Source organism: Rhizobium sp. RCC_161_2 (genome assembly GCF_041355235.1).
In the GTDB taxonomy this organism is placed as follows: domain Bacteria; phylum Pseudomonadota; class Alphaproteobacteria; order Rhizobiales; family Rhizobiaceae; genus Rhizobium.
The window spans coordinates 703,811-726,832 of record NZ_JBFUPL010000001.1 but is presented as its reverse complement, the minus strand read 5'-3'; the positions used below and the strand labels follow the sequence as shown (position 1 = coordinate 726,832).

Here is a 23,022-nt window from a genome sequence, read left to right as displayed (position 1 = left end):
GTCAGGCCTCGCTATCCCAGACCAGCACCCGGACCGGTGTCGGATCAAAACCGTTGCAGGGATTGTTGATCTGCGGGCAGTTGGAGATGACAAGCAGCACGTCCATCTCGGCTTTCAGCTCCACATAGTCGCCCGGCGCGGAAATCCCGTCGACGATCGTCATCTCGCCGCTCGGCTCGATCGGCACGTTCATGAAGAAGTTGATGTTGGGGACGACGTCGCGCTTGCTCATGCCGTGCTTTGAGACTTCGAGAACGAAATTGTCCCGGCAGGCATGGAGATATCTGGTGCCGTGACCGAAGCGCACCGTATTGCTTTCGCAGGAGCATGCTCCGGCCGAGGTGTCGTGCCGCCCGCAGCTGTCGGCGGTCATGGTCAGCATCACCCGGCCTTCATTGGAGATGACTTTCGTGCCGGTCGAGATATAGGCGGCGCCCTGTTCGCGTATCGTATCCTGGTTGGAATAGCGCTCGGAAAAATCCGTGGCATTGTAGAACAGCGTGTCGATCGCCTGCTGGCCGAATGAGTCCTCGATGCGGATGGTCTGGCCCTTCCGGATCACCGTTGAGAACGGTGCCTCGGCCGGGATGTAATGGTCCTGCGCGGTGTTTTCGAGCGTGCGGCCCGGAGCTGTCTGGATAAAATCAGTCATGGTCTTGCTCCCTCTCACATCGTCGCCAGCGCGTTGTTTTCAAAACCGCGCACAGCCTCGGCGGTCGCGGTCCGGCAAAGATCGTCGGCCGCGGGCACGGTTGCCGCGATGCGGGTGACGGTGACCGGGTTCGGCCGATAGCCGGGGTCGGGATCGAGCGGATGCGGGCAATTGGAAAAGCCGACGATCATATCCATCTCGGCGCGCAGCTCGACATAGTCGTGCCCATGCAGCAGCTCCGGCTTCCACAGGAACACGCCGTCCTGATCGACGCGGACCGGGGCAAAGAGTGCCAGCACCGACGGAATATCGCGCTTGTCGAGCCCGGCCTTGGTGGCAAGCAGGATCAGGTTGTCGCGGGTATTGCGGTTGCCGTCTCCATATTTTGCCGCGTTGGACGCAAAGGTGGAGCCGCCCATCAGCCCGTCATGGGCGCTGGAGCTATCTTCCGTTACCGAAAACATCACCCTCCCCATATCGGAGAAGATCACCCGGCCTTTGCCGAGCGCGGTGGTCCACTGCATCTTCACCGTATCGGGCAAGTTCAGCCGCTCGCTGGTGTCGGCAGCGCTCCAGGCGACGAGGGAAACCGTCGAGAAGCCATGATCGAGGCTGATGCGGAACACTTCGTTCTTCCTGATATGGGTCGACCAGTACCAGCCCCCCGGGATGACTTCGCGGTGGATGATCGTGTCGGCCGCGATTTCTGGTGCCGGCAGCGGGCTTGCCTCCGGCAGTGCCTTGGGAGCGAAGTCCAGCCCCTTCCTTTGATGCTCCTCGTAGCGCGCGCGGTTGGCGGCTATGTCTTCCGGCGAACGTCTGGCATGTGTCATGGCTGAATGTCTCCTGACGAAGCCAGGTCGTCCCGGCGGTGCCCCAGGGAAGCAACCGGGCCGTCCCGATCGGGGCTGAAAATCGATGGCTCGCCTGCAAGGCGCGGCGGCCAGATGGAAATGTCCTTGGTGATGGTCGCGCCGTAGCGTTCCTTTTCCTCGGGCCGGTCGCGACGGCGTTCGAAAGCGATGACCCGGCTCGCGAGCGTAAAGGCCTCGCGCATGTCATGGGTGACCATGACGACGGTCATCTGCGTTTCATGCCAAAGCCGTTTCATCAGCGTATGGATCTCGGCGCGAATGCCCGGATCGAGCGCGCCGAAAGGCTCGTCGAGCAGCAGCACCTTCGGTTTCATGATCAGCGCCTGGGCAAGCGCCAGGCGCTGCTGCATGCCGCCGGAAAGTTGCGCCGGATATTTGTCTTCCGCGCCGGCAAGGCCGACTTCGCCGATTAATTGCCGCGCCTCGGTGATCGCGTTCCGCCGCGCTGTGCCGAAGAGCTTGGCCTTGTGGCGCGCATCGGAGAATTCCTTGCCGAGCAGCACATTGCCGAGCACGGTCAGATGCGGAAAGACAGAGTAGCGCTGGAAGACGACGCCGCGATCAGGACCAGGCTCGGCCGGCAGCAGTTCGCCATCGAGCAGGATCTGGCCTCTGGTCGGCTGCTCCTGGCCGAGCAGCATGCGCAGGAATGTCGACTTGCCGCAGCCGGAAGGGCCGACAAGGGCGACGAAGGCGCGCGAGGTGACGGTCAGCGAGATATCTTCGAGCACGATCTGGTCGCCATACTCCTTCCAGACATTTTCGATCCTGAGTTCGCTCATGCCCGCTTCTCCAGTTCCGACCAGGGAAAGACAGCAATGCGGATGCGGTCGAGAATGTAGTTCGTCAGCACGGCAAGCAGCGTGATCCAGACGACATAGGGAAAGATGATGTCCATCGAGAGATAGCGGCGGACGAGGAAGATGCGGTAGCCGAGACCGGAATCCGATGAGATCGCCTCGGCCGCGATCAGGAACAGCCAGGCGGGGCCGAGCTGCAGCCTGAGGCACGTGATCAGCCGCGGCAGGATCTGCGGCAGCACGACGCGCAGGGCTATCTGCCAGGAGGAGCCGCCAAGCGTCTCGGCCTTGACGATCTGCTCGCGCGGCAATTCCAGCGCCTTCAGCGCCAGGTCGCGGATCATCGTCGGTGCGACGCCGATCACGATGAGGGCGATCTTCGAGGTCTCGCCGAGGCCCATGACGATGAAGAGGATCGGCAACAGCGCCAGCGGCGGCACCATCGAGATGACGGCGACGAAGGGAGCGAGCAGCGCCCGCAGATAGGGCAGCATGCCGATGAGCATGCCGATAAAAAGCGCCGTCAGCGTGGAGATGCCGAGACCCGCGAAAAGCCGAACTAGGCTTGCCCAGGTGTCCGACCAGAGCAGGTACTCGCCGGTGCGCTGATCGGCGATGAAGGCCATGCGGTCGATCGCCTGGACGAAGCCGGAGAGATTGGGCAGCAGCTTGTCATTGGCGTTTTCCGCCAGCCGCGCCGTCGATCCGAAGATATAGGCGACGACGATCAGGACGAAGGGCAGCAGCATCAGGGCAAATTGCGCGCCCCGGCTCGGCTTGGTGTTGATCCAGCGCATGAGGAAAGCTCCGCTGATGAAAGGATGACGCGGCGCGGTCTTCCCGCGCCGCCGGTCGAACTTCGCTCAGAGCGCGCCGTCAGCGGCCGCCTTCATGTAGGTCTCGGTGAAGCGCAGCTTGACGTTGCCGTTGTCGCCGAGAACCTTGCCATCCGGCATCTCGATGCCGATGACATCGGCAGACGCCGCGCCACTGCCGAGCAGGCCTTTCTGGAACAGGAAGTTGCGCACGAGATCCATCGTCTTCGGAAGGCTCGGCGACGCTGTGAAGGCAACGGCGTCGGCGGGTTTGTCGAAGAGCTTGGTCGCGACGATCTGCGCTTCGAAGCCCTTGAGATCGGTGCCGGATGCCGACCCCATCGTCTCGCGGGCGGCCTTGCCATCCGCCGTATCCGCCTTCATCAGCGCTGCCGTCTCATACCAGATGCCGGCCAGTGCCTTACCGAAGTTGGGGTTGTCCTTGAGCACATTGGTATTGGCCACCATCAGGTCGATGATTTCGCCGGGCACCTGCGAGCTGTCGAAGACTTTCTTGGCGGTGGGATCCTCGAGGATGGTGGAAACCAGCGGGTTCCAGGTGACCACGGCGGAGACGTCGGGCGTCTTGTAAGCGGCGACCATGTCTGCGTCGGAGGTATTGACGACCTTCACATCTCGCTCGCTGAGCTTGATGCTTTCCAGTGCGCGGGCGAGCAGATAATGCGAAACGGAATATTCGACTAGATTGACGTTCTGGCCCTTGATGTCGGCAAGGCTCGCCTTGTCCTTGAGGATAACGGCGTCATTGCCGTTCGAAAAGTCGCCGACGATGACGGCGGTCGTGTCGACGCCGCCGGCGGCCGGAATGGAAAGGCCGTCCATGTTGGTGAGCGTCACGGCATCGAAGGCGCCGGCCGTATACTGGTTCATCGATTCGACGTAGTCGTTGAATTGAGTGACGTCGATCTTGATGCCGTATTTGTCGGCCCATTTCTTGACGATGCCGTGGTCGCTCGCATAGCCCCAGGGCATCCAGCCGACGTAGATCGACCAGGCAACCTTGAACTCGGTCTTCTGCGCGGCATCGGCAGAGGTTCCGAAGCCCAGCATCAGCGAGGCGGTCAGGGCGGTGATGGAAAGAAGTTTCGAAAAAGTCTGCATTGAAATTCCCCTTTTGCTTTTCATCAAAAAGGGATCGGCAAAGACCATCGCGCCGCCAATCCCTTGGCTTACGAGGTCTCCCGGGCTTTTGTCCCGCCGTGCATCCGGTGGGATTTCTCCCCCACCGACGGCAGCTCTCGGACCAGCACGCTTTTAAAGCGCCGGAACCCTAGCCACCAACTCAGCTTGTTCAGAAGCAAGAGGCGTGCCAAAGCTCAATGTGTTGTTATTGAATGGAAAATTTATAGGGTGATCGTACTCTGCCCAAAAACTGCATATCGCGTGCCCATTAAATGGGCGCGCGATAAGAGTTCAACACGCAGAGGGCCTGTTTCCTATCGATTTACGACGACAAAGCGTTCGTCCATCTAAAGTGCTGGCGTTCAAGGTGCGCAATCGCGCCTAAAGGCCGGTAAGGGCCGCGTCGATCCCGTCCATTACCTCCCGCGGCAGCGGACCTTTCTGCAATGCCCCTGCATTTTCTTCCACCTGAGCGACGGTCCGGAAGCCCGGTATCGGCAATGTACGGCTGGAGCGCGCCCATAGCCAGGCAAGAGCGCCCTGTGTCAGCGTCCGTCCATCCGCCGTCAGCAGGTCACGCACAGCATCCAGCCGCGCAGCAAATTCCGGTGCAATCTTGCCATCCTTGAAATAGACCATCCAAACAAGGCTTGCGCCGCGTACGTCCTTTGCGCCGACGGTCTTTTCAGGCGTGAATTTTCCGGTGAGAAGTCCCATGGCCAGGGGACCGCGATTAATAGAGATCAGGCCGTTCTTTTCGATCACATCGATCATGTCAGGAACCGGCTCGAAGACGTTCATCGTGTGCTGGACGGAGACGAAACCCGTCCGATTGGTGTGTCGGGACGCGCGATCAGGGTAATCAGTGCTCCAACCGAACGCATCGATCTTGCCTTCGGCTTTCAGGATCTCAAGCGTTTCGAAGACCTCGTCGGACGCCTCCAACGGAAAGTCGTTCAGGTGAAACTGGAGTAGATCCAGCCGCTCACGCTTCAGCCGCTTCAGTGACGTCTCGACGGACTTGCGAATGAAGGCGGGATCGGCAAAGGCACCCGTCGCCTGCTTGCTTTCCTCGTCGGTTGCGAAACCGAACTTCGTAGCGATGACAATATCGTCGCGATTGCCAATCGCGCGGCCGACGACTTTCTCGGAATGCCCTGCGCCATAGTTCGAAGCCGTATCAAAGAAACGGATGCCGAGATCGACGGCGCGGTGAATGGCACGGATCGATTCATGATCGTCGACCTCTCCCCAGCCAAGCGGCACATCGCCTGCGTAGAACGGACCGCCGATCGCCCAGCAGCCCATGCCGAGCCGCGGAATTTCGTAACCGTTCCAAAGAGTAATCGCCGTGGCCTTATCAGGTTTCGTCAGCATCGCAATGTCCTCGATCATCTATTGTTCATGGCAAGGTATGGATGACCAAGCGCGCTGTATACCGCCAAATCCGCAGCATATATTTCACCTGTGAAAAACAGCGATCGAGCCGGCTCAGCGCTTTTTATCCATGATCTCTTCAGGAAATCAGGTTCCGACGGCCAATCAATTCGTCCAGAAGACAGGGCTGTCGGCGCCTACCGTCAATCTGAACGCGCCTAAAATACATAGGGCAAACGAAAAGATCAGAGCGACGTGGCAACTGGTAAATACGCTCCGTTTGTCGTCATTCATCCTTTTTGTCCTGCCAAGGATGCCCTAGCTTTCCATGACAACATCGGACGTGCCGTACAGATCGACTTCCCGCACCTTGTTTCTCTGCTGGCCAAGGCTCGTTGACCGAATGATGATTTCGTCACCGTCCTTCAGGAAGACGGGAGGCTTCCGGGACTGTCCGACGCCGCTTGGCGTTCCGGTAAGAAGGACATCTCCCGCTCGCACGGTCATGCCGAGCGAAAGTTCCGCAATAAGATCGGGGATCGAGAATGCCATTTGGCGGGTACTGGCTGACTGCATCTCCGTTTCGTTGAGAAGCAGTTCGATATGCTCGTCCTGCGGATCGAATTCGTCCGGGGTGACGAGGAAGGGGCCGAGCGGCATGGTCGCGTCGATGCTCTTTCCCTTCATCCACTGACCGCCATGGCGACGTTGTAAGTCTCTCTGGGAAACGTCGTTTGCAAGCATGTAGCCGAAAACATGATCCAGAGCCCGAGCGCTCGGAATTGATCTGCCGGTCTTGCCAAAAACCAACGCCACTTCCGCTTCATAATCCCACGTTTGCGAAATTTGCTGATCGACTGAAATTGGGTCGCATGGGCCGCAAACAGTGTCTGGGCTCTTGGTGAAGAAGGTGGGGGCTTTCGGACGGTCTTGTTGAGCCCGCATCTCCTTTCCTTCATCAAAGTGGTCCCAATAATTCCAGCCGGTGCAAAGGATATCGCGACGGAAGCGAGTTATCGGGGCGACGAAGGACGCACCGACCAAGGGCATGCGTTTCGCATTGGCGCTTGCCAGGACGCCCTCGACGATTTCGAGTGCTCCTTTACCTCCTTCGACAATCGAATTAAGATCCTTGAACCTGTCGCCGAGCAAGACGAGTTCTTCGCCGCTTATGACAACGGGAAGCAAACCATTTGCGCTTTTGATCGTTGCGAACTTCATCGGGCGATCCTTGTCGAAATAAGAGCATGATTTTGGGCTGCTGTAGGGACTTGATCGCGCAGTTGCCGAAGCAATGCTGAAAGGTCGTCCGACGATGAGGCGATCCCGAAAACGTATTTGTCGGGTCGGATCACGGCTACCTGCGCCTGATACTTTTCCATCCAGGCGCTGAGCGTTCCTGTGAGATCGATAAACTCGCCGTCCCTGGAGGGAATGGCTTCCGGCGAAAGCAGGTGAAGAACGATGTAGCCGATGTCATCATCCAGTAGACGGATGTTCGGCGAACCTCTCGTCACGATGAGAAATTTCTCGCCGACGATATCGTCCAACAGGACACTTGGCAGCTTGGCTGTGCGAACCTCCGGCTGCGGAAACAATGTTCCGGTCGCCAATGCCAGATGCCCATCGACATCCCGCGCTAAAATTCCTTGCTCCAGATCGGGAATGAGCCGCTGGCGAAGTGTCACAGCTCGACCGCTGTCGAGTTCGTCGCCGAGGGCTGCGTCACGCTTGCGCGCTTTTTCGACGTCAAGCTCCCCGATGATCTCTCCCAGCTGTTTGGCTGTGGCAACCAGTTGGCGGATATGAGGCTTTCGTTCCACTTCGTAAGATCCAAGGAGAGACGGATCGAATTTGCCACGCAGGACTCCATTGAGTTTCCAGCTCAAATTCACGACGTCGCGGACACCGGAGCAAAGGCCTTGCGCCATGAAGGGTGGCATTTGATGAGCCGCATCGCCGGCCAGGAAAACGCGGCCGACCTGCCATTGGTGAGCAACGAGCGCATGGAAGCGATAGGTCGCTACACGCCAAAGATCGATGGCGTCGGGATCGACGTAGGCTGACAGACGTTTGCGCACATGGTCATCGTCCGCAAAGTCTTCGGGCGTCTCGCCGGGCATGAGCTTGATTTCCCATCGCCGCAGGGTTTTGGGACCGACAACGTAGGTAGCGGGGCCATCTGGCCGGCAATATTGGGTGGTTCTCCGAGGAAGAGGCGTGGGTTTCTTCTGCCAGGCATCGATGACCGTCCACCATTCGTCGAAGTCGAGACTATCCTGTTTGACGCCAAGCAGCTTGCGGACACCGCTTGTTCCACCGTCGCAGCCGATGACGTATTTCGCCCGGGCGACGCTCTTGATACCATTCTGTTCGAACGCAACGTCGACGCCATCACCGTCCTGCGTCAGTTCCAGGAACGTCGTGTTCAGCATGACGGTTACGCACGAAAACCGTTCGGCGCCTTCGCGCAGGACCGGTTCAAACTCCGGCTGTATGAACATCAAGTTGGGCGGCCAGTGGAGTGGATAGGGCTTCACCGGAGGTTCAAAGACCTTTATCAACCGGTCATTGATGCCGATGAAATCGGTACCGGGATGGGAAATGGTTTTCGGCTCTATCTCATCAGCCAATCCAATCGATTGCAGCGCGCGCATGACTTCGTGATCGATGTTGATAGCCCGCGGCTTGTCATAAATATCGCCCATGCGATCGACCGCCAGCACCGAAATGCCATCGCGGCCCAGCATATTTGCCAATAAGGCACCGACCGGGCCATAGCCGATCAGCACAACATCATAGGTCTTTGTGTCCACGAAACGTCCTCACCGCATCTCAAACTTCGGCAGATTTCTTCTGCTTGCTCAGGCTGGGAATTGAAGAACCGCCTTGATTGACTTTCCGGATTCGCTGTCAGCGATGGCATCATTGATACGCTCAAATGGGTAGCGGGTTATGATGCGATCGATCGGAAACGACCCGTTCTCGATCGCCTTGGCCATCTTCGGTAGGAATGATTTCGGATCGCTGTCTCCGAGAATAATGCCGCGGAAGCTCCGGCCGCCGGTCATCATCCATTCGACGTCCAGCGTGACCTCGGTTCCAGCCGGAATACCTCCGACGAAACCGCAGGTACCCCGGCGGGCGAGGACTTCGGTTGCCTGTCTTAGGAGGGTCATGCTGGCTGTCGTTTCGAATGTGAAATCGACGCCTCCGGGCACCGCTCGACGAACGGCCTCGACGACAGGACCATCGGTCGCATTCACGATGACTGTTGCCCCCAGCTCCTTGGCGAGCGCCAAGCGAGCCGGATTGCGATCGATCGCGATGATTTCCGAAGCGCCGACCATTTTTGCCGCCATCAATGCGCAGAGCCCCACGGAGCCGGTACCGAATATCGCGATCGACTGCCCAAATTTCAGCCCGAGCGAGTTGATCACGCCGCCGGCGCCGGTTTGGACGGCGCAGCCGAGGGGACAAAGCAGGTCAAGCGGGATGGTCTTCGGCACTTGGACGACGTGTCGTTCATTGCAAACCGTATGCGTGGCGAAGGAAGATTGCGCCTGAAAGAAGGAGATCGGCGTTCCCTCCTGTGAAAGGGGGGTACCACCGTCGCCTCGCGTGCCATGGAAATTGTAGTCGTCGAAGTGTTCGCAATAGCTGGGATGATGGCTCTCACAGGCTTGGCAGTGCCCGCAGAAGCCAAAACTCAGAACGACATGATCGCCAGGCCGAACAGAGGTCACGCTCCGCCCGACCCCTTCGACGATACCGCCACCTTCATGCCCGAAGACAGCAGGATGCGGGATCGGATATATCTTGTGGTCTCGCATCGCCATGTCCGTATGGCAGATGCCGGTGGCGATAAGGCGAACCAATACCTCATCATCCCTAGGCTCCTCCAGCTGACACTCTTCCAGGTGCATCGGCGCACCAATCTTTCGCGAGACTGCTGCCAATATGTTCACTACGGGCTCCTCCTAACTGTCTGGAGGGAGCGTAACAGATCGATTATCTTGTCTGCAATAGAAAATAATCGATCATACTTGCGCCGTTGAGGGATTTATGTCTTTTTACGTATGGAAACGAGGATGAGCCATTCGGATCGAGCGGGAAGGCGAATCATGGACTTAGGGATTAAAGGGCGAAGCGCGATCGTATGCGGTTCCAGTCGCGGGCTGGGCCGCGCGTGCGCAATCGCATTGGCCGCGGAGGGCGTAGACGTCCTGGTGACGGGCAGGACCCCCTCAGACGTCGAAGCCGCCAGCAAAGAGATCAACCTTCGCAACGCAGGCAAAGCGCGGGGCCTTTGCTGCGACGTGACAACGGCTGAGGGCCGTGGACAAATCATTGCGGCAATGCCCAATGCGGATATTCTGATCAATAACAGTTCGGGCCCGACACCTCGCGCCTTTCTTGATGTTGCGGAGGAAGATTGGGCTGTTGGCGTTGGGCAGAATATGATTGCACCGTTGCTGCTAACGCGTTCGCTGTTGCCGGGAATGAAGGACCGGGGTTTTGGCCGGATTATCAATATTACCTCGGCGATGGTAACGACGCCTCGACCGCATATGAGCCTTTCGTCCGCGCCGAGGGCAGGGCTGACGGCCGCGATGAAGGCCATCTCACTCGATGTTGCGCGCTACAATATTACCATCAACAATCTGCTGCCCGAGAGGATCGATACGGATCGCCAGGTCTTCATGGCGCATGCGGCCGCGAAACGAGAGAATATCACTTTCGAACAGGCGCGGACGAGGCAGGTTGAAAGTATTGCAGCGCGCCGCTTGGGGCGCCCGGAGGAATTCGGGGCGGCTTGCGCGTTCCTCTGTAGCGATTTGGCGGGATACATCTCGGGGCAAAACCTGCACCTCGACGGCGGATCCTATCCTGCTCTTGTTTAGCCCGCTTTTGTTTGGAAGGTCTCCGTCATGTCTCTCCCCAGGATAAACCTGAACCCGCCGTTCAATATCACGCGCTGCAGCCATGTATGTTTGGAGGTTCGCGACATCGCGGCCAGCAGATTGTTCTACGAACAGGTGATTGGCCTCGTCGTGACCGCGGAAGAGGATGGTGTGCTTTATCTGCGGGGGATTGAAGAAGCCTGCCATCACAGTCTCGTGCTTCGCGAGGTCAAAGGCGAAACGAAGTGCAGTCGTATCGGCATGCGCGTGCTGACGGAAGAAGACCTCGACAAGGCCTACGCATATTTCTCCGACAAGGGCTGCACAGCTGAATGGGCAAACGTCGCGTATCAGGGACGAACGCTTGATGTCACGGATGTCAATGGTATTCCGCTGCAGTTCTGCGCCCGGATGCCGATTGAGCCTCGCCAAATCACCTCTTTCCATAACCATCGAGGCGGGGCCGCGCTTCGCATCGACCACTATCAGATACTGGTGCCGGATCTCCCAAAGGCATTGAATTCCTATATGGAGCTTGGCTTCTGGCTGACCGAGTATGTTGGAATTGACGACGAGAGCGTTCGGGCGGTTTTCCTGCAGCGAAAGGGCAATCCGCACGACATCGTTTTGTTCAACGGTGACGGCCCGCGGATTCACCACTTCGCCTATATGACGACCGAGACACAAAATCTGCTGCGGGCGTGTGACGTGGCGGGCGAGCTCGGCTTCGGCCGGCAGGTTGAGCGCGGACCGGGAAGACATGGTCCGGGTCATGCTCTGTTCGTCTATTTCCGCGATCCCGACGGGCACCGGGTAGAACTCTTCAATACTCATTATCAGGTCATGGACCTGGAAAACGAGCCGATCCGGTGGGATCCTCACGACCCCGCGGTGGCATTCCCCTGGGGACTGCCCGCGCGCAAACGTTGGTTTGAGGAGGCGACCGAATTCCGTGACGTCGAGGTGCGGGAAACGCCAATCCGACCAACGCCGATGACATTGGAGCGCTATCTTCAGGACTAAATACCAATTCTTGTAAAAGAATCGGTCAATAGTAGTTTGTGCCGGGATGATTGATTATTCTAGGCGCATACGGTCTGAACCAGGGGCATACCACGATGAAAGCTGCAACGGTTTCGGTAATCAATGAGGATTCCGACGGGAAGATCAAGGAAACCCTTGCCTCCTCCATCTACGATACGCTTCGACAAGACATTTTGACGCTTGCCCTGCCGGCAGATGGAAAACTCAATATTCGCTCGTTGTCCTTAAGGTTCGGCGTGGGGCTCAGCCCGGTCAGAGAGGCGCTCAGCCGTCTCTCCATGGAGAGTTTGGTCACCCAAATCGACCACCGGGGCTTTAAGGTTGCGTCGCTCTCGATTGCCGATCTGCATGACCTCTTCCATGCTCGTATCTCTGTCGACAGCATGGCTTTGCGGCAATCTATCGAAGCACACAATATCGCTTGGGAGGAGCAGTTGCTGCTTGCTTACCATCGTCTTTCGCGCACGCCGCGCGCGGCCAGCGAAGATAATCGCGTTCGCAGCCCTGAATGGGAGGAGGTCCATCGGCGTTTTCACGTTGCGCTGGTGGCCGGTTGCGGATCGCGCTGGCTGGTCAACATCAGCGGGCAACTATTCGAGGCGGGAGAGCGGTATCGGCATGTTGCTCGCCTGGCGGGCAAATCACGCGTCAAGGAAGATGAGCACAAAGCGATTACAGACGCTGCCTTGGCCCGTGATGCGGAGCTTGCAACAAAGCTTTTGGCGTCACACTACCAGAAAACGGCTGAACTTGCGGAGCTTTCGCTAAGCGGTAAATCATAGTCTGGCTTTTTGCCTTCAACCCATCGGAACTGAGTTTTGAAATGATTCACGACGTCTGCATCATAGGCGGCGGCATCGTCGGCCTTGCCACGGCAATGGCCGTGCTCGAAAAGCGACCGGGCGCGAATGTCGTTCTGCTCGAAAAAGAAAATGATTTGGCCCTTCATCAGACAGGGCATAACAGTGGCGTCATCCACGCCGGAATTTACTACGCCCCGGGCAGCTTAAAGGCCCGTCTCTGCCGCGAGGGCGCAGATGCAATCAAAGAATTCTGCCGCGAAAATTCAGTTCCTTTTGAGGAGTGCGGCAAACTCGTCGTCGCCACCAATGAACTCGAGCATCGCCGTCTCAAGGATCTCGCCGAAAGGGCGAAGATGAACAACATCGAATTTGATTGGCTTGATCGGAACGCTCTGCGCGAGCGGGAGCCGTTCGTCGAGGGTGTCGCGGCCATATTTGTGCACGCCACAGGCATCGTGGACTATAAAGCCGTCTGCAAAGCAATGGGTGCGCAACTTGCGGCAAAAGGCGTGCAGATCGAGTTTAACACGCAAGTCTCGGCAATCCGGGAAACGTCCGATGTCGTGGAGATTTCAGCAGCGCAGCGCCGATGGAGAGCCAAGCAGTTAATCGCGTGCGCGGGCCTGCAATCGGACCGTATCGCCAAACTGGCTGGCCTTAAGATCAATCATCAGATTATTCCGTTCCGGGGGGAATACTATCGGCTTCCTGAAGCGCGCAATGGGCTTGTGCGCCACCTGATCTATCCTGTTCCCGACCCTGCACTTCCATTCCTCGGTATCCATGTCACCAAGATGATCGACGGAGGTTTGACTGTCGGTCCCAACGCAGTGCTGGGAATGGCGCGCGAGGGGTATGCAAAGACGAGCATCAATCTGAGGGATGTTGTCGAATACGCGTCATTTCCGGGCCTATGGCGGCTTCTTTGGAACAATGCCGGGTCGGCCGTCAACGAGCTTCGGGACTCGCTATGGCGAAAGGGATATCTGGAGGCATGCCGAAAGTATTGCCCGTCTCTCACGCTGAACGACCTCCAGCCCATGGCGGCGGGCATTCGGGCCCAGGCCGTCATGCGGGACGGACGATTGGAACATGACTTCCTGTTTCTGAAAACGGATCGAATGCTGCACGTCTGCAATGCCCCGTCACCCGCGGCAACCTCATCGATACCGATCGGGCGGGATATTGCTGCCAGATGTTTTTCCGATAACTGAGTGTGCCGTTCGGGAGGGTCCAATGGTTTTTGAGACCAGACTGTTTGAGGTGGGCATGGATGCCTCGCGCCAATCGCATCTACGGAGCGAACAGGTGTTCGAACTCGTGCCGGGGCAGGACAGGGATATCTGGCAAAGCTTTAACGCGGGAAGCGGCGTTCCATTTTATCCAGCCCCCGGTTCGATTCTCTTCCGTTTCTTCATCCTGCCGCCTCCGGATCAAGCGTTGACCACTGATGATTGGGAGGGCATCGCGGATCAGTTCTTCACGCGAAACGGGATCGAACATTGCCGGGCTGACACTAGCCGTCATCCCTTGATGCATGCAACGCCGACTGAGGATTGCGTGATGCTTCTTTCCGGCCGCGCCCAACTCATTCTCGATAAAGGTGAGCCCATCGAGCTGCGACCGTTTGATGTCGTCCGGCAGCGGAAGACCAACCACAGCTGGGTGAACCTCGGCCCCGGATCGGCGGTCTTTATTTCGCTTATGCATGGTGTGAAATAGGTTTTTCACACGGCCAGATCTTACCGCCATTGCTTTAAGGCTCCAAAAAAAACGAGCGGCTACGTGAAATTGAGCGCCGCTCGCTTCGGCTTTAGGGGCCTCAAGGTGTCTGAACCGGTTTGCTATCCGTCATTGTTGCAAACCAATTGCTGCCAGCCCCGGGCTATTCATGCACAGCGACGTGCTTGCTGTTCCTTGAGAGAGCAAGGGCAATAAGAGCAAGTACGATCGCGGTTCCGGTGGCGACAAGATAGATAAATCGAGGAGCTTCTGTGCCGCCGATAGTGCCCGCAAAGGACTGGAAGAACGGCGACAGTATGATCCCCGCCCCAATTCCGGCAGTTACCACGCCGAAGGCGGCGTCACGTTGCGCCGAATTGATCCTGCCGGAGGTCATAGCCAGAATGTGCGGGGTCAGCGCTGCGTTGCCGACACCAACCAGGAATGCTCCGAGAGACACGATGATAACCGTTCCCGCATGGGCAAGGATATAATAGCCGATGGCGTACAAGAGAAACGATGCCGGTACGACCAAGCTTCTCAGCACCTTTAGAATTTCCGGATAGAAGGGGCTGATAAGGAAGCAGGCCAGGCCCGGAAAGGAAATCACTATCCCAATCATCCACGGCTCGCCGATGTGCTCGGATATCATGAATATAGCGACAGAGGTTGTGATGATCGATTGGATGGCGAAGTTCACGCTCATGAAGGCGAAAAGCGCGTAAACCGAACCCGGAAGGTCCTTAAGCCTGCTTTTTCTGACATCTTGATGTGGAAGCGCCGAGGGCGTGCCTGCTAGAGCGAGCAGAGCAACAACGAACACTATCGCAAACGTGTAAAACGGATATTGCCAACCATATGCCAGCAATGCGCCGCTGACGAGGCTCGCGATCACGTTGGCCACCATCGAGATAGATGAGGTCATGCCAAGAAGTCTGCGCTGCGGCTCACCCTCAAAGCGCTCGGTTATGATTGCGTTCGGGATGGGAGAGACGAGACCCACGCCGACCCCCGTTAGCAGCCGCATGAAGAGGATCTGGTTGATGTCGTTCAACCACGCTGGAAGCATTCCGGTGATGCCGTAGATCAACAGACCTATGATCAGGATTACTTTCCGGTCGACAAAGCGCGCAAGTGCCCCGGAGACCGCGCTGAAAATGATTGCGGTGATAAACGGCATTGTCATCACAAGCTTAGCCTGAAGCGGTGTTGCGCTGGGAAACGCCTCGATAATGCTGCCCAGAGCAGGTCCGATCGCAGACGCTTCAAACGTCCAGACCAGCGGTATCAGCAAGACAACGAAGATATTGAATCGCGACAGGCCATTGCCCGATGCGTGCTGTGTTTCAGTCGTCATGTCGGCTCCTCCCTCCAAGTTAGCAGCGGCCCTCCACCGGCTGCTGCTCTTCGACAAATCGCGATGACGCACGCAACAGGACCAGCCTGCATGCATAGTCGTATCCTGATCGCTTATGTCACGGGATCACGTTATATATCGATTATAATGTCGTCAATCTATAAATAATCGATCATTTTGAACCGGCTGCCACGAATCTTTGTTCTGACGCATGCGATTTGCTCACGGCTCCGCGACGTCTGCGGCATCTGGCAGAGGCGCGATTTTATAGTGGTTAACGAAGCTCTTGTGATCGGATCAACTGCCGTATCGTGTGAAAACATTCCCAATCACGGTTCCGTCGCTTCGCCGGATGACACAATGCAGACGGAGATGGTCATCGGATACTCCGACGAGGTCAACGGACAGAGTTTCGCCGGCTCGGACGTTACCTCTGAAGAAAACGCGCCTTTCTCTCAGGGCGAGCAAGCCTTGCAGACGGCTGAACCATTTTTCGCTGGCGCGATCCGCGACAGCCTGGAATTGGGCAAAGTAGAAAAGCCCCGCACCGTTGAATTCCTGTGTTTGATCCGGCTCGAACCGATAGCTGCGACGTGTCTTCAGCTCATCTGTTGAAAGCCCGAGGCAGACTGCGGCCTTGTTCGAGCGGACGGCGGACGCAAGGGTCGCCAACGCATTGACTTCGCACGGCGTTGTCTCCTTCAGCTGCGGCATGGCGACCCGGGCGATCGAATAATTATCTCCCTCTCGCATTCGGCAGACAAAGGTCGAAATCAGCTCCACCTCGCCGATTGTCATGCCTCGAACCGCAAGCCGATGGCGGGTGGAAACCTGCGTGCGGGATACGGGCGTGAGTAGCGAGCGGATGGTCAATATGTCATTGGCGCGGACAGTTTCAAACCGCGCGTTGCTCAAGGATGTCGCGCAGATCGCCGCATAGGCTTCCTCGCCGTCGGCGGTACGGAAGTCGGCATTGTTCATGCCGAGTTGCCGGGCAAGCATCAGCCAGTGACGATGGCCGAGTTCCTTCATCAGCCAGGTCTCGGAAAGGCCGAAAGGCGTGAGATGCGGCATGCCGAGAAGGATGTGCGGCTCCAGCGCGCGTTCCATCAGGTCGCGTGCCAAAGGTTCTAGTGGATGAAAATCGAGAACGGTTGCGTTCATGGCCTAGTTGTTTGCCGCCTGCTTCAATTGTGGGCGCTCGCTATCTAGCCGTTCGGCAAGATGGCCGACGACATGTTCCGCATCCTTGCCGACGGCGAGAAAGCGTCCAGATCCCCATGTCCAGAGCCAGGGGAGGCCGAGCACATAGACGCCGTTAATGCCGGTGACGCCGCGCCGTTGCACCGGATATCCGGTGCCGTCAAAGATCGGCAGGCTGACGAAGGACCAGTCGGGGCTGAAGCCCGTTGCCCAGATAACGGAGGTCACACCTTCAGCCTTGAGATCGAGATCCGCCGGCTCTGCCTCTGGTTCCCAGAGCGGCACATAGGCGCTGCCTGCGGGTGCATCGATGCTTTTTTCGGTGATATAACGGTCGATCAGTGCGTTGATGCCGTTATAGACCCGGTCGGCGCCATCAAGATTGGCCTTGAGGTTCGGCTCGAACAGCATTCTCCCGTCGGTGACAGTCTTCATACGACCATAGAGTACCATGCCCTCCAGCGCGAATTTGCGCAGATCGATGTCGCGCCCGCCGTCACGGCCGGTGAGATAATGGTTGGTGTCGTGCTTCTTCTTGGTCATGCCGTCATGCGCGATGGTGATGTCGTACTGGCCGACATCGGCGAGCCAGTCGACTACATCGCGGCCGCGATAGAAGCGAGCGCAACGCGGTGCATTGCCCGTGACCATATGAACCTTGCGGCCGGCAAGATGAAGGTCTTCGGCGATCTGGCAGCCCGATTGACCTGAGCCGACGACGACTACGGCGCCTTCGGGCAGTTGGCCCGGATTGCGATAATCGGCAGTGTGGAGCTGCAGAATGTCGCCCGGCAGCCGTTCGGCGGCTCGCGGGATGGCCGGTTCGCTGTAGAGGCTGGTGGCGATGACGACGCTGTCGGCGGTTACTGTCCCAGCCGAGGTTTCGATCGTGAAGAGGTCGCCCGTTTTCTCGAGCGAGGTGACACTCGTGCCCTCCAGCACCGGCGGGTTCACCTTGCGCACGAAGCGGTCGACATAGGCGATGATCTCGTCCTTGATCATGAAGCCGTGCGGATCGTCGCCGTCATAGGGATGGTCGGGAAGCTGGCATTGCCAGTTCGGCGTCACCAGGCAGAAGGCATCCCAACGCTCGTTTTTCCATTTGTGGGCCACGGTCTTCTTCTCGAAGACGACGTGGTCTATGCCGTGCTTTCCAAGATAGTGGCTGGCCGAGAGGCCGGCCTGGCCGCCGCCGATGACGACGGCGCTATAATGTGGCTTGAGGGGGAGGGGGCTCATCGGAATTCCTTTCACAAAATGAAGCTTTCACAGCGCACGCGCGCTTCGGCATCGGAGAGAAACAGGGCGCCCGCCGCTTCGATGCGGGCGAGCTGGCCGCGGGCCAGCGAGCAGGGATAGCCGTATTTCGCCTCGACGCGGTCGCTGGCGATGGTCAGCGCCTTGCGGCTGCGATCTAGGAAATCGCGGACAGGGTAGGTTTCGCCTTCGGTAAGGAAATCCCTGATGACCAGGGAAGGCGAATAACAGGTCTCCTCGCGGCCATCGGGCCAGGCGATAACGAAGCGCATTTCAGGCATGGGCAGGCTCCTTCAATGTCTCGTAGGCGGAAAGATGAGCGGCGGCGGTGCGCTGCCAGCTGTGCAGGGCGGCAATCGCAAGGCCCCGCGAAATCAAACGATCGCGGACCGGCGGCATCAGCGAGATTGCCATCGCCTCGGCAATCGAGGAGGGATGGGTGGGATCGCACCAGACGGTATCGTCGGCCGAGAGGTATTCGGTAAATGGCGCGATGGAGGAAACGACGGTCGGGATACCGCTCGCCATTGCTTCCAGCACAACAAGGCCAAAGCCCTCTTTGACCGAAGCGAAGACCAGCGTGTCGGCGAGGCGGTAAAGCGCCGGCATATCCTCGTCGGCAATGGTGCCAAGGATATGGACGGCAGCGGCATGGTCTCCGAGCAAAGCAAGCGTGGAACGGAACTCTCCCTGGTAGCCGCGATGGTCGAGCAACGATGCGCCCCCGGCGATGACGAATTGCGCATTCGGGCGGATGGCACGCACCTGGCGGAAGGCTTCGAGCATGCCGAGCGTATTCTTGCGCGCCTCGATACCGCCGACGGCAAGGAAGACCGGCCCCTCTGGCAGAGCCAGCTTGCGCTTGAAATCGGCGGCGTTAGTCGCGGGCGAGAAGCGATTGGTATCGACCCCGTTTCCGACGATCGTGGATGCGATGCCGCGTTTTTCTTTCAGCGTCCTCTGCCATAGGGCGCTGACGGTGAAGAAGAGATCGGCTCCGTCGATCGAGCGGTCCTGCAATTCCATCAGCCGCAAATCGGAGAACTGGTCGATATGGTGGACGGTGCGCGCGAAGGCGGAGATCAGCCCACGCTCCTTCAGCGTTGCCACCGCATTGCCAGAAATGCCGTCATGGGCGTGGAAAATATCGAACTCGCGTGCCGCCGGGTTTTCGAAATGCCTGACGTAATCATCGATCCGCTGCTCGACCATGGCTGTCATATCCGATGGTGTTGGCTCGACTGGAATGCAGACGGCACCGCAGGCAGGCCGGCGGAAAAAGCCTACGCCTTTCGCATCCGGCGCATGCAGCACAACCTCGTGGCCGAGCGCCGTCAATGCCTCGGAAAGCTGCATGGCATGCACGACGCCGCCACGCGGATTGGTGGAGTGCGAGAGCATGGCGATGCGCAGCGAACGGCTCATGCGGCGTTCTCCCGCCTGCCAAGCTGGAGAAGCGGCACTTCGGCATAGTCACGGACGACGGCGCGTTCGGTGCCGTCGGTGATCGCGACCGTGCTTCCGGCGATGATCCGGCCAATCGCGGCGGCGCTGATGTCGCGGGTGGAGAAGCGACGAATGACGTCGTCTACCTTCTCAGGCGAAACGGAGATGAGGTAGCCAAAGCTCGGGAAGGTGGCGAGCCAGCGGTCGAGCGTCACACCGTTCGGCAATGGAATGACGGATACGTTGATTTCGATGCCGACGCCGGAGCATTCGGCCAGCATGATCGCCGTGCCGACGATGCCGCCCTGGCTGATGTCCTTGGCAGCGAGCGCCAACCCGGCTTCTGCGATTTCAGGCAGAATTTCCAGGTCGCCGCGCAGCCGTGCTGAGGGCGCATCCGTAGCCGCCTCCCAGTTGTTGAAGGGTTCGCGATAGCAGCCACGATGGTCGACGGCGGCAATCAGTACATCTCCCGGCCTCGCATCGAAGCTCGTCAGAAGCTTGCTTGCCCGCCCGAGGATGGCGACGGAAAGCTGGCTGCGATCGGTGCGAATATTCGTATGGCCACCGACGATCGGCACGCCAAAGGTCCGTGCTGCTGCCCGCATGCCTTCGAGTACGGGTGCTGCGCCTGCCTCACCATTGGCCCAGACGGCATCAACCACGGCGATGGGGCGGCCACCCATGGCGACCACATCGGAGATATTGACCATCACGCCGCACCAGCCGGCGAACCACGGATCGGCGGCGACGAATTCGTTGATGAAACCTTCGATGGCAAAGAGCAGGTAACCGCCCCCATCGGGAAGGGCGGCGCAATCGTCGCCGACGGCAACCGGCTGGCCGGCAAGGCCGAGGCTGGTGGCGACCATGCCGATATCCGCCTTGGCGGCAATGCCGTTCGAGGCAGTCAGCTTGGCGGCCAGTGCCTTGATATCGATCGCCATGCCCATCATGCGGCTTTCTTCGGTAGCGCGACGAAGCCGGCTTCCGGCGTCGGGCAGGGTGGGTAATAGGATAAGTCTGCTTTCATCCTGAGATGCGGCTTGCCGTAGATCTCGAATTCCTCGATCACATCCCAGTGCAGCCGACGAAAGAGCAAACCGTTTTGCACCTGCACGTTGGCAAGGAAGGTGTGGCAGCCCATGGCATTGGCCGAGGAGACGGCGAGCCTGATCAGCGTCGTTCCGAGCGCTCCGATCTTGCGGAAATCCTCATGCACCGCAAGCCGCGAGCCCCACCAGAGGCCAGGCTCGGGCTGGTGAATGCGCACCGTGCCAACGAGCTTGTCCGCCGCGACACCCATCATCGACAGCGCCACGATCGGGATCGCGTGATCGTCGATTGCGTCGCGGTCGTCGTCTTCGAATATCCCTTGTTCCTCACAGAATACGGCGCGGCGAAGGGCATGGGCTTGGCGCCGCTCCCAATCGGAGGTGGCGAACTTCACCTGGAATTCGCTGGCGTTATAGGGTGCAAAGGGCTCGATGATCATTTCGTCAGCGTCCTTTCATAGGTGGAAAGGGCGGAGCAGGCGCCGCATTTGCCGCAGCCGGCCTTGATGTCGACGGCCTTCAGACCGCTGTCCACCAGCATCTTCGAGAGCGGCCCGAGGATCGAATGCATGAAATCCGGTTTTGGGGCCGGATGGCTTTCGAGCGGTGTTCCGGAGATCGGGACGAAGGGCACGACGAAGGGATAGACGCCAAGCGCCACCAGCTTTTCGCAGATATCGAGAATGGCTTCACGCGTGTCGCCGAGACCGGCGAGAATATAGGTCGAGACCTGGCCCCGGCCGAAGACATCGACCGCCGCCTTGAAGGAGCGCATGTATTTTTCGATCGGCACCTGCGCCTTGCCCGGCATGATGCGGGCGCGGATGTCCGGGGTGACGACTTCGAGATGCATGCCGAGCGCATCGACGCCGGCGTCCTTCATCCGCGAAAACCAGATGTCATCTTCCGGAGGCTCGCATTGCGCCTGGATCGGCAGATCGACGGCCGCCTTGATGGCCCGCGCACTTTCGGCAAGCACGGCGGCTCCCCGGTCGTCGCCCTTCGGCGTGCCCGTGGTCATGACCATATGCTTGACCCCGTCGAGCTCGACGGCGGCTTTTGCCACCTCGGCAAGTTGTGCAGGTGTCTTGTGAGCGACGGTGCGGCCAGCCGCGAGGGACTGGCCGATGGCGCAGAATTGACAGGTCTTGGTGCGGCTCTGATAGCGGATGCAAGTCTGGAGAACGGTGGTCGCCAGCACGTCGCGGCCATGCAGCACGGCGATCTGCGAGTAGGGGATGCCATCCGCCGTCGAGCGCTCGTAGAAACGCGGCCGAAGCGGGAAGGAGACTTCGCCGAGCACGCGGCCATCCCGGCTGATGCGGCTTCTGCCGCTCTCGTCCGGTTTGTCGACCAGATAGGGGCTTTCGAAGGCAGGTGCGGTGTGCACCGGCACCATGACGGTCATGCCGTCGATCGTCAGGGCCTTATGGTCGGAAGGGCCGGCGCCACCACGGCGGCTCTCATGCCCCGCTTTCGGATCAACGAGCCGGGCTCCGAAGGACTGCAACTCGTTGATCAGGGTCTCGGTCGGAAGAAATGTCTGGTTCTCCATCGGTCTTGATCCTTGTTTCGGCTGTTTGGAAAGAATGATTTGAGGCGATCATCGGCTGGGTTTCACGGCCGTCCATGACGAGATGCAGCAGTTCGGGGCGGGCATAGTGGCCGACCGAGTCCATCATCCGCTTGCGTTTGACGATCAGGCTCATGTCGAGATCGGCAATCAGGATGCCTTCGCCCTCGGTGATCGGCGGGGCGAGATGCTTGCCCTCGGGGGAGATGATGGCCGTCATACAGCCGCCGCGCAGCGCCTTCTGCAAGTTTTGATCGGGCGTAATGGAAACGATCTGCTCGTCGGTCAGCCATCCCGTGGCATTGACGACGAAGCAGCCGCTTTCGAGCGCATGATGGCGGATCGTCACCTCCATCTGTTCTGCGAAGATCGGGCCGACCATCGAGCCCGGAAACTGGGCGATGTGGATTTCCTCGTGCTGGGCCATCAGCGCGTAGCGGGCGAGCGGATTATAGTGTTCCCAACAGGCGAGCGCGCCAAGCCGGCCGATGGCGCTATCGACGACCTTAAGGCCCGAGGCGTCACCCTGGCCCCAGATCATCCGTTCATGAAAGGTCGGGGTGATCTTGCGCCGCTTCAGGATAACTTCACCGTCGGCGTCGAAGAGAAGCTGGGTGTTGTAGAGCGAACCATGATCTCGTTCATTGACGCCGAGCGCCACGACGATGCCGTGCTCGCGCGCCGCAGTGGCAACCGCCTCCGTCGCAGTGCTCGGGATGGTGACGGCTTCCTCATAGAGGCGGACATGTTCGCGGCCGGACAGAGCCGGCGGCAGCACGAAGGAGAAATAGGGGTACCAGGGGACGAATGTCTCGGGAAAGACGATGAGCTCCGCCCCCTTGGTTGCGGCTTCGCGAATAGTCTCCAGCACGCGCGCCAGCGTCTTTTCGCGCGAGGTAAGATCCGGCGCGATCTGGGCGGCGGCGGCCCGGACGATGGATTTTTTCTCCATGACGAAATCCTTCCATTGATGGGAAGAGGCGGAGCGTGCTCCGC

At 59.0% G+C, this 23,022-nt stretch carries 23 protein-coding genes and 1 riboswitch; of the genes, 5 read left to right on the top strand and 18 right to left on the bottom strand.

The window, feature by feature from the left end:
• Position 1: 1 nt before the first annotated feature.
• From AB6803_RS03220 to AB6803_RS03180, 9 genes are all read right to left on the bottom strand, one after another.
• On the bottom strand, positions 2-652 hold the full coding sequence (locus tag AB6803_RS03220) for an urea amidolyase associated protein UAAP2 (RefSeq protein ID WP_371107505.1): 651 nt from the start codon (positions 650-652) through the stop codon (positions 2-4).
• A gap of 14 nt (positions 653-666) precedes the next feature.
• A complete protein-coding gene (locus AB6803_RS03215; protein WP_371107504.1) occupies positions 667-1,485 on the bottom strand; it encodes an urea amidolyase associated protein UAAP1 in 819 nt (272 codons plus the stop codon).
• Positions 1,482-2,309: an ABC transporter ATP-binding protein gene (locus AB6803_RS03210; RefSeq protein WP_371107503.1), complete on the bottom strand. Its 828-nt coding sequence runs from the start codon at positions 2,307-2,309 to the stop codon at positions 1,482-1,484. The genes AB6803_RS03215 and AB6803_RS03210 overlap by 4 nt, the downstream gene beginning before the upstream one ends.
• A complete protein-coding gene (locus AB6803_RS03205; protein ID WP_371107502.1) occupies positions 2,306-3,124 on the bottom strand; it encodes an ABC transporter permease in 819 nt (272 codons plus the stop codon). Before AB6803_RS03205 ends, AB6803_RS03210 begins: the two co-directional genes overlap by 4 nt.
• 66 nt (positions 3,125-3,190) lie before the next feature.
• Complete coding sequence (locus tag AB6803_RS03200; RefSeq protein WP_371107501.1) at positions 3,191-4,264, bottom strand: putative urea ABC transporter substrate-binding protein; 1,074 nt, start codon at positions 4,262-4,264, stop codon at positions 3,191-3,193.
• A gap of 75 nt (positions 4,265-4,339) precedes the next feature.
• Positions 4,340-4,448, bottom strand: a riboswitch (guanidine-I (ykkC/yxkD leader).
• A 218-nt stretch (positions 4,449-4,666) separates the two neighbouring features.
• Positions 4,667-5,662 carry an aldo/keto reductase gene (locus AB6803_RS03195; RefSeq protein WP_371107500.1) on the bottom strand — a complete coding sequence of 332 codons (996 nt, stop codon included), beginning with the start codon at positions 5,660-5,662 and terminating at the stop codon, positions 4,667-4,669.
• Between the two features lie 318 nt (positions 5,663-5,980).
• Complete coding sequence (locus AB6803_RS03190) at positions 5,981-6,883, bottom strand: fumarylacetoacetate hydrolase family protein (RefSeq protein ID WP_371107499.1); 903 nt, start codon at positions 6,881-6,883, stop codon at positions 5,981-5,983.
• Positions 6,880-8,478 (bottom strand): bifunctional 3-(3-hydroxy-phenyl)propionate/3-hydroxycinnamic acid hydroxylase, encoded by a 1,599-nt coding sequence (locus tag AB6803_RS03185; RefSeq protein WP_371107498.1) that lies wholly within the window; start codon positions 8,476-8,478, stop codon positions 6,880-6,882. Before AB6803_RS03185 ends, AB6803_RS03190 begins: the two co-directional genes overlap by 4 nt.
• Positions 8,479-8,526: 48 nt before the next feature.
• Positions 8,527-9,630: an NAD(P)-dependent alcohol dehydrogenase gene (locus tag AB6803_RS03180; RefSeq protein WP_371107497.1), complete on the bottom strand. Its 1,104-nt coding sequence runs from the start codon at positions 9,628-9,630 to the stop codon at positions 8,527-8,529.
• Positions 9,631-9,786: 156 nt separating this feature from the next.
• Between AB6803_RS03180 and AB6803_RS03175 the strand changes: the two genes are divergently transcribed.
• From AB6803_RS03175 to AB6803_RS03155, 5 genes are all read left to right on the top strand, one after another.
• A complete protein-coding gene (locus tag AB6803_RS03175; protein WP_371107496.1) occupies positions 9,787-10,566 on the top strand; it encodes an SDR family oxidoreductase in 780 nt (259 codons plus the stop codon).
• Between the two features lie 27 nt (positions 10,567-10,593).
• Entirely contained in the window at positions 10,594-11,589 is a 996-nt protein-coding gene (locus tag AB6803_RS03170; RefSeq protein WP_371107495.1) for a VOC family protein, read from the top strand.
• Positions 11,590-11,684: 95 nt separating this feature from the next.
• Positions 11,685-12,392 (top strand): GntR family transcriptional regulator, encoded by a 708-nt coding sequence (locus AB6803_RS03165; protein WP_371107494.1) that lies wholly within the window; start codon positions 11,685-11,687, stop codon positions 12,390-12,392.
• A 41-nt stretch (positions 12,393-12,433) separates the two neighbouring features.
• Complete coding sequence (lhgO, locus tag AB6803_RS03160; RefSeq protein ID WP_371107493.1) at positions 12,434-13,627, top strand: L-2-hydroxyglutarate oxidase; 1,194 nt, start codon at positions 12,434-12,436, stop codon at positions 13,625-13,627.
• Positions 13,628-13,649: 22 nt separating this feature from the next.
• Positions 13,650-14,135, top strand: a complete 486-nt coding sequence (locus AB6803_RS03155) for a hypothetical protein (protein ID WP_371107492.1) — start codon at positions 13,650-13,652, stop codon at positions 14,133-14,135.
• Between the two features lie 163 nt (positions 14,136-14,298).
• On the opposite strand, the gene AB6803_RS03150 is transcribed toward AB6803_RS03155, so the two are convergent.
• From AB6803_RS03150 to AB6803_RS03110, 9 genes are all read right to left on the bottom strand, one after another.
• Positions 14,299-15,492 (bottom strand): MFS transporter, encoded by a 1,194-nt coding sequence (locus AB6803_RS03150; protein WP_371107491.1) that lies wholly within the window; start codon positions 15,490-15,492, stop codon positions 14,299-14,301.
• A gap of 297 nt (positions 15,493-15,789) precedes the next feature.
• On the bottom strand, positions 15,790-16,656 hold the full coding sequence (locus AB6803_RS03145) for a Pnap_2097 family protein (protein ID WP_371107490.1): 867 nt from the start codon (positions 16,654-16,656) through the stop codon (positions 15,790-15,792).
• A gap of 3 nt (positions 16,657-16,659) precedes the next feature.
• Entirely contained in the window at positions 16,660-17,934 is a 1,275-nt protein-coding gene (locus AB6803_RS03140) for an MSMEG_0569 family flavin-dependent oxidoreductase (RefSeq protein ID WP_371107489.1), read from the bottom strand.
• 11 nt (positions 17,935-17,945) lie between these two features.
• Positions 17,946-18,233: an MSMEG_0570 family nitrogen starvation response protein gene (locus AB6803_RS03135; protein WP_371107488.1), complete on the bottom strand. Its 288-nt coding sequence runs from the start codon at positions 18,231-18,233 to the stop codon at positions 17,946-17,948.
• Positions 18,226-19,377: an MSMEG_0565 family glycosyltransferase gene (locus AB6803_RS03130; protein ID WP_371107487.1), complete on the bottom strand. Its 1,152-nt coding sequence runs from the start codon at positions 19,375-19,377 to the stop codon at positions 18,226-18,228. Before AB6803_RS03130 ends, AB6803_RS03135 begins: the two co-directional genes overlap by 8 nt.
• Positions 19,374-20,351 carry a sll0787 family AIR synthase-like protein gene (locus AB6803_RS03125; protein WP_371107702.1) on the bottom strand — a complete coding sequence of 326 codons (978 nt, stop codon included), beginning with the start codon at positions 20,349-20,351 and terminating at the stop codon, positions 19,374-19,376. The genes AB6803_RS03130 and AB6803_RS03125 overlap by 4 nt, the downstream gene beginning before the upstream one ends.
• The gene (locus tag AB6803_RS03120; protein WP_371107486.1) at positions 20,351-20,893 is read right to left on the bottom strand and encodes an MSMEG_0567/Sll0786 family nitrogen starvation N-acetyltransferase; all 543 of its coding nucleotides are present in this window, start codon (positions 20,891-20,893) and stop codon (positions 20,351-20,353) included. The genes AB6803_RS03125 and AB6803_RS03120 overlap by 1 nt, the downstream gene beginning before the upstream one ends.
• Positions 20,890-22,008 (bottom strand): MSMEG_0568 family radical SAM protein, encoded by a 1,119-nt coding sequence (locus AB6803_RS03115; RefSeq protein WP_371107485.1) that lies wholly within the window; start codon positions 22,006-22,008, stop codon positions 20,890-20,892. Before AB6803_RS03115 ends, AB6803_RS03120 begins: the two co-directional genes overlap by 4 nt.
• A complete protein-coding gene (locus AB6803_RS03110; RefSeq protein ID WP_371107484.1) occupies positions 21,935-22,978 on the bottom strand; it encodes a Nit6803 family nitrilase in 1,044 nt (347 codons plus the stop codon). Before AB6803_RS03110 ends, AB6803_RS03115 begins: the two co-directional genes overlap by 74 nt.
• Positions 22,979-23,022: the final 44 nt, after the last annotated feature.